Below are 13,845 nucleotides of genomic sequence, written 5' to 3'. Positions count from 1 at the left end.
CTTACATATCTGTGTTGGTTTTGGAATGTTCTTTTTTAATAATCATGAAAAGATTACCCAACTGAACCTGTAGTCTCGCTAGATAGACAAAACCCAAGATAGTTGTAGGTACATACTGACTTAAATGATAAATAATTGAAAATCCCAATGAATTTGTTTTCGAAATACCAAAAAGCATAAGTGCAGAAATACAAAAAAACTGAAATGTTCCTAAAAAACCAGGAGAAGACGGAATAATGAGTCCAAGATTAACAACCGCAAGTACAAAAAAACAGGCCCAGAAAGATATATTAAAATGGAAGCCCTTAAATAGAAAGTACACACCAACTCCGAGCAGTATCCATATTAAAATGGAAATCAGAAATACCTTAATCACAATTCTGATATCTTTTAAGGAACTGAAGCCTATTACTAACCTCGAAAGGATATCTATGAATCGTAAGCTTATTACACGGGGAATCGGTTTGAGAATAAAATTGATAGCATGGGTTGCCTGATCAGTATAAAAAATAAGCGCAAAAATCATAACAAGGATTAATAATAAAAATAAAGCCCCCAGGTATGCAATACGGTTAACCCAACCTGGAAAAGGTTGAAACACAAGGGCAACAATCAGTAAAAATAACAGTGTGGTTACATCCATAATCCTATCTAGTAATATGGTACCAAAAGCTAGGCTTTTGCTGACTCCCTCCTTTTCCCCTATATAGTGGGCCATTGCAAGATCCCCCAGTCTTGCAGGCAAAACATTGTTAGCAAGAAACCCAATCATAATAACAGAGAATAAATTTGAATATCTCATTCGCTGGACAGGGCTAAACAGATAAAACCACCTTAAGGCCCTTACAAGACAAACAATAATTGTAATAAAAAAGGCAGGGAGTACCCATAAAATAGAAACTTCCTGCAAAACTACCCATACCTCCCCCCAATCTACCTTTCGAAGAGCGATATATAAAAAGAAGACACTTAGCAGCACACCTAAAAGGGATTTCAACCAAATATTATGTTTTTTAGAGTCCATTTTCAAAATATTCGCAAACTAAATTATATATTCTATTGCTTGTTTCGCCGTCGCCATAAGGATTGATAGCCTTTGACATCTTATCGTAAGAGGCTTTATTTTTAAGTAATTCTGAGGTTCTGCTAATTATTTTTTCCATGCTTGTCCCCACCAGTTCTACCGTTCCGGCAGTCACTGCTTCTGGTCGCTCGGTTGTTTCTCTTAGTACTAGCACCGGCTTACCTAAAGAAGGGGCTTCTTCCTGGACTCCACCTGAGTCTGAGAGAATCATGTAGGACATTTTCATAACTTGAATGAAAGCTTCATAATCAAGTGGAGGAATGAGATGGATTCTCTCATGGTGCATGATTTCATTCACAACCTTTTGTACTTGAGGACTTAAATGCACAGGATATATAACTTCAACATCAGGAAATGATTCAACTATATCTATGAGTGAATAGCAAATCCTCTTCATTGGTTCCCCATGATTTTCTCTTCGATGGGCTGTTACCAGTATGAATCGTTTATTGGTATCTGCCATTGAGCTTAGGAGTTCATTCTTGAAATGAAAAGGTCTATTTGCGATTGACAGTAAAGCATCAATAACACTATTACCGGTTACCCATATCCGATTACTGGGAACAGCTTCATTCAAGAGATTATTCATAGCCTCTTCGGTTGGAGCAAAATGGAGATCAACCAGATGGGAAGTGAGTACACGGTTCATTTCCTCAGGATAGGGCTGGGTTTTATCATGTGTCCTAAGTCCGGCTTCTACATGTGCTACTGGTACCTTATGATAAAAACCTGCTAGAGCACCAACAAAGGTTGAAGTTGTATCACCCTGAACAAAAATCATATCTGGTAACTCTTTTTTTATTATTTTTTCTATCCCGCTCAAGGCCTCAACAGTTATGTGCGACAGTGTCTGATCAGCCTTCATGAGATCAAGATCATACTTTGGCTTTACATTGAAAATCCTTAAAACCTGATCCAGCATTTCTCTATGTTGTGCTGTAATAAGAGGGATACACTCAAAACGAGACACATCTTTCGCAAATCTTTTTAATATTGGTATCTGCTTAATTGCTTCCGGTCGAGTTCCTATAATGAATAATAATTTTTTCTTTTCAATATCCATAATAAAATCCTTTAATCTCGCAAAAAAACTGGTGTATTACCCTAGCTGGCGTACCCATTATATGAATAGTACCCAGTATAATGGCTCCATGAAAAGCCTGCTGTATCGAATAACAGGAGGAAAAAGATTATCCAAAAGCCAGTGAATCTTATTAGTTATCTCTCTCCAACACCTTCATTTATTGAACGCCTCTCCACTCTGTATATATAGATCCGGGCAAAATGGCCTATCAGGGTTGAGTTATAGGAATCTTCTCTCTGCAGAAATGGAATAATATCTCTTGTATCTGTTTTTTCCATTTTGTCAGAGTGTTTCATTACAACTAAAAGAAAGTCATCATTTTGAGGCCCTTTAAGGCACAAGTCATCTGTCAGGCCTTTAATCCTGTTTTTGTCAGGTATATGATAATAAAGGGCATCAAGGTAGGGTACAGGATAGACATATGTAGTTGGAAAATTTTGAATATTTTTTATAAGTACTGCTGGTTGTTTCCAGTCTTCAGATGCCCCTGGCCCCCTGGTATTTCCGTATGAAAGGCCGTGATAGATAAAGAAGAGGCCCACACAGCTAAATGTAAACGATATTATATACTTCAATATTTTACCCCTTAAATTACACAAGCCAAATGCGGTTATAACAAGATATGGGACCAGGATAATTGCGCAGTATCTTGGCGCAAAAATTGGCTTCCACATGTTCAATAAAACGATAAATATCAGCGGGCAAACCATAAAAAACAGCCAGAATCTCATTACAGCAACTTTTCTATTATGCCACAGATAGGAGATCCCTATGCAAAATAGTCCAACCTGAAAGACAGTTACAATTATATTTACAGAAGAATATAATGTGGAATTGGAGTATCCCAGACCAAATGAGAGGAATAAATGTGTCAATGTTGTTAAATTAATATAGGGAAGGGCCTGTGCATCCTCCATTCCGGAAGACCTTAACTTTATCTGCATTACCATAATGATTGCCCATGGCAAAAAAAGCATAAAAATAACTGAACCGATCATAAATATTTTCAATATCTTTTTGTTCTGTTTATGAATTAAAATGGCTTCCCAAAACAGGTAAACAATCTGAGATGCGATTATCAAAGTGGCATAATAATGAGTGTATAAACAGGCTGTTGCAGCAATAATATAATAGACAATATATTTCCTGCTAAAATCACTAATTATTATCAGGTAGCAAAGATAACATGACAATAATACCAAAAAATATAACAGGGTGTATGGGCGGGCAAAATTTGAAAAAAACAGATATATAGGCGACAATACAACCATGGCTATAGATAGAATGGTTTTGTCATATTCTATTTCCTGTTTTCTAAAAATATAAAACAATAATACAACAGTAAGTATAAAATAGATTGACGCAGGTGTTCTTATTGTTTCGAGTTCATATCCAAACCATTCACTCCAGTAATAATTTAAAAAGAAAAATAAAGGTGGATGAGCATCAGATACAGCCCTGATAATCGCAACCTGGACTAATGGATGCAACTCATATACCTTTCTAATAAGCTCCTGTTTTGAATGATCCAGTTCTAAATATTGAGGATAGGTAAAAAGTTTCGGATAAATACTGTCTTCATTAAAATGAAAATTTAAAGTAGGCGCAACCCATGTTTCGTCAACATGAATTCCCTGGGTGCCAATATTGATAAACCTTGATGATACTCCTATCAATAATATTATCAGGAGGATCATATACATGCTGCGCTTTGATCTGATCATTGTGGATCCTTTAAATTTTTTACATTAAATATTTAGTAACTTACCTAATCAGCAAATTTATTATTCAAAAAATTTCTTTGATATTAAATTATGTAATGTTATTAATAAATATAATTTTAGACAATAAATAAATGGCAAAATTGAGAATCATTATTATTATTTTTATATTCTTTTTAATATTAATATATGTAATGTTATTAATAAATGGTGTATTACATAATCCAATAGTAAATAACAAAATTGAGAATACATTTTCTTTTTTTATAAATATTTTTATTCTGAGATCCCATGAGTAGACAAATAAATAAAATTGTTCAGAATCCACGCAGCACAACAATGGTGGAAGGTAATTATCTTACTAAAACTTCCAGCGAACTTAACTTAAACAAAGAGGCTATGGAGATAGAACGATGCAAGAGAATGGGCATACAGACAGAGCATGTAAAACCCCTTGAATTTATCAAATTTGATGCCGCCTTAAATCAGTTAGTTACAAGGTATATCCCAAATGCCCAAACCCTGTATAACAAATTAAGCAATGGCACTTCCCTTATTGGGCTCTTGCGTGGTAAAAAACAAGACCCTGATCTTTTAATATCACGAGTGGAAGAACTGGGACAGTGGCTTAAGATGTATCATGATTCCACAGATTACCCGGATCATGCTCAAGATGCCGGATATAATCTGCTGAATATGTTTAAAGAAAAAATCAATTTCGTTAGACAGAATAAAATTCTTGATGAAGATTTTCTTTCACGGCTCGATGAACATTTCAGTAAAGAACTTACAGCATTTCAGTCTGCAAATAATACGTGCATTAAAATCTGTCGCATACATGGTGATTTTAATATTTACAATATGCTTGTCAATGAAGACATGACAATTCATATAGTTGATTTTGGTGATACACGTATAGGCATTTCACTGGAGGATGTCGGCAGATTTTATGAGCACATCTGGGCAATGTCTCAAACCGGTAAAAGACGAAAAAAAATATTTACAGAGGCACTTAGTGTTTTCCTCAAGGCCTATGGCATCGAACAGGAAACGCTTGACATGCCTTTTTTCAGATCTATACGGGCGCTTATGGCAATCATCCATTTAATTTCCGAATATCATAACCGGCAATTCCTTTATGGTTCAATAATTACAAAATTAGAGTTGCGCAGAATAACAAATAACTCACTTATGAGGATTTCAAGGGAAATCTCCACACCCTATAAAATTCTGTTTTCACCGTTAAAATAATATTATGCTAACTCATCCAGAGCTTATACCAGTTGGTCTCTTTATCAAGATGACATGCATTACAATTTGTATTCCCTTTGTTTGCCTTTCTTAATTCCCTGAACTTGCCATTATTCCATATGGATTTAAATGGCTCATTCAGCACATTACCAATAACATCCCTGGTCGAGAACTCGCTGCAGCAGGGAAATACATCACCATTAAAGTTAACAGTTGCAACCTGCCAGAGTGAGTAACATTTATTTACAATATCGGTATGGGTTTTAAAGTTATTGTCTAACTCATTGACTGGTTTCCACTCACCCTGCAATTGGGGAGGGGTATATATTTCTACAATCATAAAGTCTACTCCCAGATTCTCCGCGAGTTCTTTTGCTTTCTCCTTTTCATGTTCATTATATTTATGTACAACCATTTTCCACGTTATCTTTGTATTGAAATTGCTCTGGGCCTTCTGCAGATCCCTTATCAATTTAATATTCTCTATTACTCTATTAAAGTCCCCCCCAACCCTGTATTTTTCATATCCTTCCTGGGAAGCGCCATCAAGAGAGATCTGCAATATATCCAGCCCTGAATCAATTAGGCTTTGTGCCATTTCTTTATCCAGTATATTTAGATTAGACTGCATAAGCACCTCAATATTTTTTGAGTGAGCATAGCCTATAATCTTAAACACCTCCCTGTTTAACAGGGGCTCTCCCCATAATGATAAATTCAGATGCAGGAGTGCGGGAAACTGATCAATTATTTTTTTTGCATTTTCAAAGGTCAGCATGCCTTTTGGGATAGCCTTTTCTCTTACAGGAGTTGGACAAAGAGGACATTTCAGGTTGCAAAAATTACCTGGTTCCAGGACCAGATGAAACGGTGAACCTATAACCCGGCTATTCCTGAAAAATCTTTCCTGAATCTGGATCATTCTTTTATTCAGTGTCTTATATAGTGACATATGCTTCTCCCTTTCCAGAAATACAAAAATTAGTTATGTTTAAAATTATCACAACTCGGCTTGTGGCTTTCAACTGTGGGGGCAACTGTTACATACCCTATTTCAGGCAAAGCAGTATCTTTACTAATTTTATTATTCCGCTCTGATATCGATTTTTTATAGGGCAAATTTTTACCCGATAACATTTTCCCTGTCCTGTACCTTAATTCCCATAATTCAACAGGGGTAACTTTATTGAACATGGCAGTACCTGCATCACCTTCATGCTGTTTTTCTACAACCTCGGTCAGGTCGATTGTATTTGCCAGCCATCCGGCAACCGCATACCTGGGCAATTCAATAGCTCTACTTAAGAGAGCAAGATATTCAACATCCTGCTGTCCACGGCTGAAGGCCTTTAAACGCACTGATGGAACCGGCCCCTGATTTGAAGGATAAAACAGGGCCGTCTGTTCTGCGGTTTTCCATGAATCCCTGCTCCCAAGAGTCTGCCATGGAAGGACTCCTTTAGCACCCCTGGACCAGGCAGATATGCACCACATTACGGACTGAATATTAGAAGCATCGATCATGTTTGAGGTCCCGTATTCAGAGAATCCGGATATACCCCACAAAACTCTTTCATCATCCTTCATGCGTGTTTTCTGGTAATTATTATTGCCGATATATTCAATATCTGTAATACCTCTTAAAATATCGCGTCCGTATTGGGTATATGACACATCTGCTCTGTACCACATCATGGTTTCTCCCATAACAGGCACTACAGCATCCCTCCAGATAAGCCCATACCACCTGAGCGCCCAAAAATCCTGTGTATTCACTGGTTCATCAAAAATCCATGGGGCTGAACTCCTGGGGAAATTTTTTCTATGATATATCTTATTGTTAAGATAAAATTGGAATGCAGTGCTGTTCCACCCCTTTGCATTACAATGCAATGCAAATTTATTAAATGCCCTGCCCAATTTTTTTTTGTATTCATCAGAGAATGCCTCATCAGCCCAATAGGATGGTTTATAATGATCAAAGATATTAACCGGCCAATTTTCACTTAGCGGCAGATAGAATACATCAACAGGTTCGCCTTTTCGTGGCATATCAGCGAAAGCGGAGCCGTCCAGAAGTGGCGCGACCTTTTTATCCCATAATTCCCAGATAAAATCTCCGCCACTCCATTCCGGTGCAAAAGATGGTTTCCCATCCCACCCATATGGGAGCCAGTTAAGGCATGTCCTGTGCTCATGTGCAAGACGATAATAATTCAAGTCATTATAGAGCGGCCTGGTTCCATAAGCATTCATTTCCGGAACAAATGAGAGTTTGTCAGGTAGTGTAAAATTCCATACTGTTAAATCTACACTAATTTTTATTTTTTCATGTCCTGAAACAATAACAAGCTCTCCCTGTTTTTTCCCTGGCATTACTTCATGAGGTACATATACTTCGCAGATTAGCGAATGATTTGTCTGATTACTTATTCTTGTATTACCAGTGTTTGATGGGATGGAGAAACTCCCATCCAGCGGAACCAGGGGATCTGGCAGAAAACCGGTTTTTTTTCCCTTGCCGGTTTCCACATATGCGAATTGAAATATTTTAGGCCTGAATTCCGGATTATTATTAAAGTTATAACTTATGCTTACATTACTTGATCTGCCCTCAAGATTCAGCTGAAAGTGTACAGTTTCATTTTTCGCAGCATGTAATCTTATCAGTTTTTCTTTCGCTGAATAAAGATGATTGCCTCCCTTGTAGCCATCATACTGAGAAGGGATCATTTCACCTCTTACCGGGTCTATTTTATCCAGAAGATCCACGACAGAAATTTTCAGACCCCCTGCAACAGGCAATACCCTGTTTGGGGAAAATGGAAGAATATCCGATGCCTCAATTTCAGGCATCTGCTGCCCCTGAGACAATTGTATTTTCTTTCTAAATGCTTTCCCAACATTACCGGCGCTATCAACCGGTTTTATTATTAGATCTATAATTTCACCCGGTTTAAATGGAATATCCTGAATATGCATTTGAACGATTTCATTGGGTTTTCCAGCCACCGGGATCAAATAGCGGGGGACATGTCTTTCGTCTCCATCCGCTATATAACTGATATGAAATCCCATTGTTTTGCCCCCGCCATGGTCTTCAGGAGTTTGCCATCTGACAAGGGCCTGTCCGGCCGGAAAATCATTTATATCAACTTCTATAAAGGTAATCTCTTCGGGCGGTACTATATCTTCACCATTAATCCATATTTTCATCCATGGAGCACTCTTCCCGGATTCTCTGCTGTAAATAAACCGGTTCGGGAAAAAATTAAACCTGAACTCACCTTTATTTTGAGACCATGTGCTGCCAACTTCATCATACAGGCCGAAACCATAACTTATACCTGATAAACGTGCAGCAATGACATCGGGATCAACCGCACAGGCTTGCCAGCCATTACTGTCAGGAGAAGTACAATCGGCAAATTTCCAGATAGTATTGCCTCTTCCAAAAACAACGTCCATAAATGAACTGCCTGAATAGGCCCAGTAATCAGTATTGTACTCGCTGTAATTGAAACAGGAGCTGCCTTTTTCAGTTTTATAATTTTCTGATGCCCCTTCAATCCATTTACTGGCCAGAGTGGACACACCCAGTCTTGAGACAGGCGCCTTCACAGGGGTAGCTGATCGGAAATGGAGTAACGCGCCTGTTACTATTTTACCCATTAGAGGAGAAGGATCAATATCAATTATTGTGTATTCCTGCTGACCTTTAAGTTTAAGTCTTTCTGCACCACCATTGCTGCCATCTTTTTCATTATTAATAGATGAAATCCAGGTATCCCTATTTATGGAACACCTGACTGCATTACCTGCCGGCGGCCAGTTTGCGCCTCCATTACTCTGAGATGCCTGGCAAACTGCGTCTGTTACGTTTTTTTCACCTGTGTAATTAATTATCATTACCGGCAGCAATATAATTAACAGTACACTTATTTTTTTAAGGTATGGCAATTACTTTACAGGTATTAATCTACAAAGGTTCTGTACCATAATTCAATCCCTACAATCGTGCCAAGTATATGCCCGTAGTTTTTCTCACCTTTGACATGCTGGTTAAAGACAAACTCTAAATAGTCCATATTATATAATCCCCTGGCAGCCGTCTTATCACTGAAAATAATTTCATGACTGCTCTTCCTGAACCCTTCTCTGTGCCATTTTTGAAATTCGGTATAGTGCCGGAATCCTGTTATACTTAACTTTTTCATTATTGAATGAAATTTATCTGTAAAATACAGCCTAATTCGCCCGGCATCAAGTGGAGCCCCTGTATTGGAGTTAGGGATCTTTATGAGTCCAGGCATGCACCTTTTAATAAGCTCAAAATGAATTTCACCACTGTTTCTTAATTTTACTGGAAGCTTCAGAAGTGCATGCATGTAGGTTTCATCAATATATGGCAGCCTGATTTCTACCTGAGTCCTGAAGATTTCAAGGGAGGCAATCACCTGGCGTCTTATATATTCGTTTATGTAATAATAGATACATACATCTGCCGGTGCCAAAATATCACTTATAACACCACAGGATTCTTCAAGTGATTTTCGAGGAGATTCTTTCATAATTTCATAAAAGGTGTCTTTAAAAAGCTTTGATGAATCTATATCTCTTATTACCAGATTTGTGTTGTTGAAAATAAAATTCAGGATATCCTTTTTGCCTGTGAATGTATAGACTTCGGGTGCAACCATGACAGGATAGGCCAAAGCAGCCTTGGCTGTTTCACCGCCATGCCCTCTAAGCAAAATTTTAAAACCAGCCCTTTTAAAGTATTCCAGTGCAGCCATTTCGGTTGATTCATGAGGATGGTACATCCCGTCGCTTAAAAAAATCATATCCTTTGCCATTTTTTCAAAATTCTGACCATACTCTTGCCCCAGTTCAATAAACTCATGATTAGTACCGGAAAGTTGAGACATCATCTGAGCAAGCTTCTCATCGCCACATCCTGCCAGGCCGAGCGTATAAGTTCTTATGCCATGTGCATCCTCTCCACATCCTGCCAGGATTCCCCTCGAATCAAGCCCTCCTGAAAGCGATAACCCTATGGATTCCTTATTGGATAAACGATCTCTGATGGATTTAATAAGCAGCGAGACAACCTTGTCAACTGATGCCTTATAATCATAGTTACCACCCTCAACAAAGCAATTTCTCAGATCCCAGTATTTATTTATTGTAGAATCCCCGGTTGATAAATCAAATGTCAAGACAGATCCAGAAGCAAGAGTTTTGATATTAGTAAAAAGTGTTTTTTCCCCCAGTATATGCCCATAACGGAGAAAATCCGCAAATGCCCGATAGTCCGGGGTTCGGTTAACCCTTTTATCTTCTAACAGGGCCTTAACTTCACCGCCAAAGATAAGGCTGCCGGATACTATCGAGTAATAAAGGGGCTGAAGCCCGAATTTATCTATAACCAGTTTGAGTTTTCCCAGTTTTTTATCATATATTGCAAGGTGAAATATGCCGCATAAATCAGCAAAACATCTGTCCCCTTCTTTAATATATTTTTTTAATATATATTGTGGGGTATTAGATGCCGTCGTATCGCCATATAACTCCCCGTGAAAAATCAGCAAATAATTCTCTTCCTCTTCCTTAACAGGCTGGTCTACTTGATTAAAAATCCCAAGACTTACCCTGCCAATACCTATACCCAGCTCATCATCTCTATATTTATCTACCTTCAGTTTATTTTTAGAGTCCATAGATCGGATCATGGCCTCAATAGTTACATCCAGATCTACCCCTTTGTCTTTTTTATATACACCAAAAATTCCAGCCATTATGCCCTCCATACATTTTCAAATACTATGTATAAATTACTGTTTACTGCTGATTAATTCCTGAAATAAACCTGTATACTCCTCAGCCATTCTTTTTGCAGAAAAATTTTCAAGAATATGTCTTCTTCCATTCTGAGCTATCATTTTGGCGAACTGGCTGTCAAACAGCAATTGTTCCCAGCATTTTGACAATTGTTCCGCATTGCCGAATTCTGCCATAAGACCTGTTTTTTCATGTATGATCAGCTTATCAACCCCCTGGATATTAAAAGCAGCCACAGGTATGCCCATGCCCATTGCCTCCATCATACACCTGGGGATTCCCTCAAGTGAAGAGGTCATTGAAAAAATATCCATCTCTTTTAATAACTTTAACCGGTCTTTCCTGTAACCCAGAAATTCAATCTTTGATGCTGAATCCAGTTTTGCTGCCAGTCCTTCCAATTCTTTCCTCTTAGCTCCATCCCCTATGATTTGGAGTCTGACATTCTTATTTTTTCTATAAAGAATATCAAAGGCATTAATCATATCACCAAGATTTTTTCTATGCGCTACCTGGCCGATATACCCGATTATCTTTTCACCTTTATCAGTGGATACAAGGGGGTTTTCTTTGTCCCTTTCAATCTCAATCTCATCAAGATCAACACCATTTATAATCAACTGTATTTTTTTATTAGATATCCCCAGTTGTTGAACATCTCTGAAAAGCTCATCAGACAATGGTGCAACTTTATCCACCTTTTTAAGGGCATAACAGCCCATTTTAATAAACAGTTTCAATTTTAAATCCGGCGCATTTTCAAAGCCATGGGGTGTCGAAACAATTTTGATACCGGCCAGTCTTGAAGCCATGAGGCCCAGGATATCGGATTTATAACCGTGTGTATGAAGAACACTGAAACCTTCCTTTTTTATCAGATTTCTAAGTCGAAAAACAGCACGTATGTCAAAACGGCCCGACATGGGTATCTTATATGCTGGTAATTTCAGGGCACAGAACCGTTTGTATAATTCCATGCTCTGATCAGCAGATTCACTTGTAACAGCCAGACTGCAATCCACACGCTCTCTGTCAAGATGTTTGGCAAGGGCTAAGACCCACATCTCCGCGCCGTAAAATCCGCTTGGGGCAATAAATTGCAGTACCTTGATTTTATTCATCTGTTAACTCCAGTCGTGATCTAACCACCCTGGCGGGATTACCGGCAATAATCGAATAGTCGGGCATGGCCTTTGTTACAACAGAACCGGCCCCCACTATACATTGTTTGCCGATGTCCGCCATAATAAGGGCGCAGTTGCCGATCCATGTGTTCTCCCCGATGGTAACCTTTTCAAAAACACCGCCCTGTTCCTGAATCGGGGTGGTCAAATCATTAAAATTGTGTTGTTTTCTACCGCTCATAATATGAACACCGCTGCCGATTGTGCAGTGGGCCTCGATTATGCATTTTCCTATATTACACTGCGGCCCGATATATACACCTGAAGCAATCTCAGTATCCGCATGAGAAAATATGGTACCAAACAGGATGGCGCAATCCCTGGCGCAATGTGCCATGGAGAGACGATAAAAGGTTTTTCTGATGTAGCTTCCCGCACGCCCGGGAAAAAGGCTTAAGAATTGTGAAAATGCCCAGAACGATGCATCTCGGTTTCCGACAATAGAACAAAGCCGGTGTAGTAAAAACAGGGGGATTATTCCGCACAGAAACAGAGAATCCGCAACTTGTTTAAGATTTTTTTTCATCTACTTTTTTTAATTTTGATTAAGGTCGGGGATCACAGTAACCATTTTCTCAAACCTATGGGAAAATGATTGCAGAGGCTTGTTGATTTCTCACTCTCCAATATTAATAAAACCCCCATTTTTCAAGGTAAAAGCAGGATAAAATGTACTTTACCAGCAAATCCCACGATAAGTGCCTTTGATTTTTGAAGGGTCCACGCTGCCGGTCAAATCCAGGATAATATGATCTTTTTTGCACAGCGAATAAAGGGCTTCAATAAATATCCTGTCATTTTGAGCAATGATAATAATCCTGGAGCCTTCTATTATTTTTTCGTGTTCATTTGTCATAAGTGAGGCTATATGCGGAATCGCATGTTCAATGTAAGTTCTATTTGCCCCGATCAGGCGGGAAAGGTTGACATGCGGATCATATATTTTCAGGTCAAAGCCTTTTCCAATAAACTTTTCAGCCAGCGTCACAAGAGGGCTCTCACGCAGATCATCTGTTCCCTGTTTAAAACTGAGCCCAACCATTCCGATAGTTTTTTCACCTGTTTCAGTTACCATATTTACAGCATGTTCAATATGTACAGCATTGCTGGTTGAGATATTGGATAATACAGGCACTTCCACATCGTTCATTCTCGCATGGTACATTAGACCCTTCAGGTCTTTGGGAAGACAAGACCCGCCATAGGCAAACCCGGGTCTTAGATAAACAGGAGAGATATTCAGTTGAGTGTCTTTGCATACAATCTGCATCACATCCCTTGAATCTACGCCAAGGGACTGACAGATTCTACCAATCTCATTGGCGAATGTAATTTTAAGGGCATGGAAAATATTACAGCAGTATTTTACCATTTCAGCCTTTGGAATACTTGTGATGATTATCTCCGCAGGCAACTCTTTAAACAATCCTTCCAGGATCAAAATTGAGGCTTGCGAATTGCCACCTATTATCGTGAACGGAGGATTGTAATAATCTTTTATAGATGATGCTTCCCTCAAAAATTCAGGCTGAAAACATAATCCGAAATCAATACCTGATTTTTTTTCTGAGAACTGTTCAATAACCGGTTCTATCTTGTTTTCAACAGTGCCGGGGAGAACTGTCGAGCGAATAACAATCGTGTGAAAGCCGGGTTTGTTTTTCAGGGCCTTGCCGATTT

The 13,845-nt window shown here is 38.6% G+C and carries 10 protein-coding genes; 1 reads left to right on the top strand and 9 read right to left on the bottom strand.

Annotation, left to right across the window (positions count from 1 at the left end; translation table 11 throughout):
- Position 1 precedes the first annotated feature (1 nt).
- The 3 genes from GX654_01925 to GX654_01915 form a co-directional block, all read right to left on the bottom strand.
- Positions 2–1,024 (bottom strand): flippase-like domain-containing protein, encoded by a 1,023-nt coding sequence (locus GX654_01925; protein ID NLD35605.1) that lies wholly within the window; start codon positions 1,022–1,024, stop codon positions 2–4.
- Positions 1,014–2,147: a UDP-N-acetylglucosamine 2-epimerase (non-hydrolyzing) gene (gene wecB / locus GX654_01920; protein NLD35604.1), complete on the bottom strand. Its 1,134-nt coding sequence runs from the start codon at positions 2,145–2,147 to the stop codon at positions 1,014–1,016. The genes GX654_01925 and wecB overlap by 11 nt, the downstream gene beginning before the upstream one ends.
- Positions 2,148–2,302: 155 nt before the next feature.
- Positions 2,303–3,892: a hypothetical protein gene (locus GX654_01915; protein NLD35603.1), complete on the bottom strand. Its 1,590-nt coding sequence runs from the start codon at positions 3,890–3,892 to the stop codon at positions 2,303–2,305.
- A gap of 288 nt (positions 3,893–4,180) precedes the next feature.
- On the opposite strand from GX654_01915, the gene GX654_01910 reads away from it, so the two are divergent.
- On the top strand, positions 4,181–5,140 hold the full coding sequence (locus GX654_01910) for a phosphotransferase (GenBank protein NLD35602.1): 960 nt from the start codon (positions 4,181–4,183) through the stop codon (positions 5,138–5,140).
- A gap of 7 nt (positions 5,141–5,147) precedes the next feature.
- Here GX654_01910 and GX654_01905 read toward each other — a convergent pair whose 3' ends face one another.
- The 6 genes from GX654_01905 to GX654_01880 form a co-directional block, all read right to left on the bottom strand.
- Positions 5,148–6,092, bottom strand: coding sequence for a radical SAM protein (locus tag GX654_01905; GenBank protein ID NLD35601.1), 945 nt, complete (start codon positions 6,090–6,092; stop codon positions 5,148–5,150).
- Positions 6,093–6,121: 29 nt separating this feature from the next.
- Positions 6,122–9,049: a DUF4091 domain-containing protein gene (locus GX654_01900; GenBank protein NLD35600.1), complete on the bottom strand. Its 2,928-nt coding sequence runs from the start codon at positions 9,047–9,049 to the stop codon at positions 6,122–6,124.
- A gap of 65 nt (positions 9,050–9,114) precedes the next feature.
- Positions 9,115–10,938, bottom strand: a complete 1,824-nt coding sequence (locus tag GX654_01895; GenBank protein NLD35599.1) for a hypothetical protein — start codon at positions 10,936–10,938, stop codon at positions 9,115–9,117.
- 36 nt (positions 10,939–10,974) lie between these two features.
- Positions 10,975–12,102 (bottom strand): glycosyltransferase family 4 protein, encoded by a 1,128-nt coding sequence (locus tag GX654_01890; GenBank protein ID NLD35598.1) that lies wholly within the window; start codon positions 12,100–12,102, stop codon positions 10,975–10,977.
- Positions 12,095–12,691 (bottom strand): acyltransferase, encoded by a 597-nt coding sequence (locus tag GX654_01885; protein ID NLD35597.1) that lies wholly within the window; start codon positions 12,689–12,691, stop codon positions 12,095–12,097. Before GX654_01885 ends, GX654_01890 begins: the two co-directional genes overlap by 8 nt.
- A 150-nt stretch (positions 12,692–12,841) precedes the next feature.
- The coding region (locus GX654_01880; GenBank protein ID NLD35596.1) for a nucleotide sugar dehydrogenase at positions 12,842–13,845 on the bottom strand (1,004 nt) is incomplete at its 5' end.

This window comes from Desulfatiglans sp. (assembly GCA_012513605.1).
Lineage (GTDB): Bacteria > Desulfobacterota > DSM-4660 > Desulfatiglandales > HGW-15 > JAAZBV01.
This window is presented reverse-complemented; position numbering and strand designations above follow the sequence as displayed.

Bases quoted from the DNA above. Each gene is read 5' to 3' on its own strand.
- GX654_01915 (NLD35603.1), bottom strand. From the start codon at position 3,892: ATGATCAGATCAAAGCGCAGCATGTATATGATCCTCCTGATAATATTA.
- GX654_01890 (NLD35598.1), bottom strand. From the start codon at position 12,102: ATGAATAAAATCAAGGTACTGCAATTTATTGCCCCAAGCGGATTTTAC.
- wecB (NLD35604.1), bottom strand. From the start codon at position 2,147: ATGGATATTGAAAAGAAAAAATTATTATTCATTATAGGAACTCGACCG.
- GX654_01885 (NLD35597.1), bottom strand. From the start codon at position 12,691: ATGAAAAAAAATCTTAAACAAGTTGCGGATTCTCTGTTTCTGTGCGGA.
- GX654_01905 (NLD35601.1), bottom strand. From the start codon at position 6,092: ATGTCACTATATAAGACACTGAATAAAAGAATGATCCAGATTCAGGAA.
- GX654_01900 (NLD35600.1), bottom strand. From the start codon at position 9,049: ATGATAATTAATTACACAGGTGAAAAAAACGTAACAGACGCAGTTTGC.
- GX654_01925 (NLD35605.1), bottom strand. From the start codon at position 1,024: ATGGACTCTAAAAAACATAATATTTGGTTGAAATCCCTTTTAGGTGTG.
- GX654_01895 (NLD35599.1), bottom strand. From the start codon at position 10,938: ATGGCTGGAATTTTTGGTGTATATAAAAAAGACAAAGGGGTAGATCTG.
- GX654_01910 (NLD35602.1), top strand. From the start codon at position 4,181: ATGAGTAGACAAATAAATAAAATTGTTCAGAATCCACGCAGCACAACA.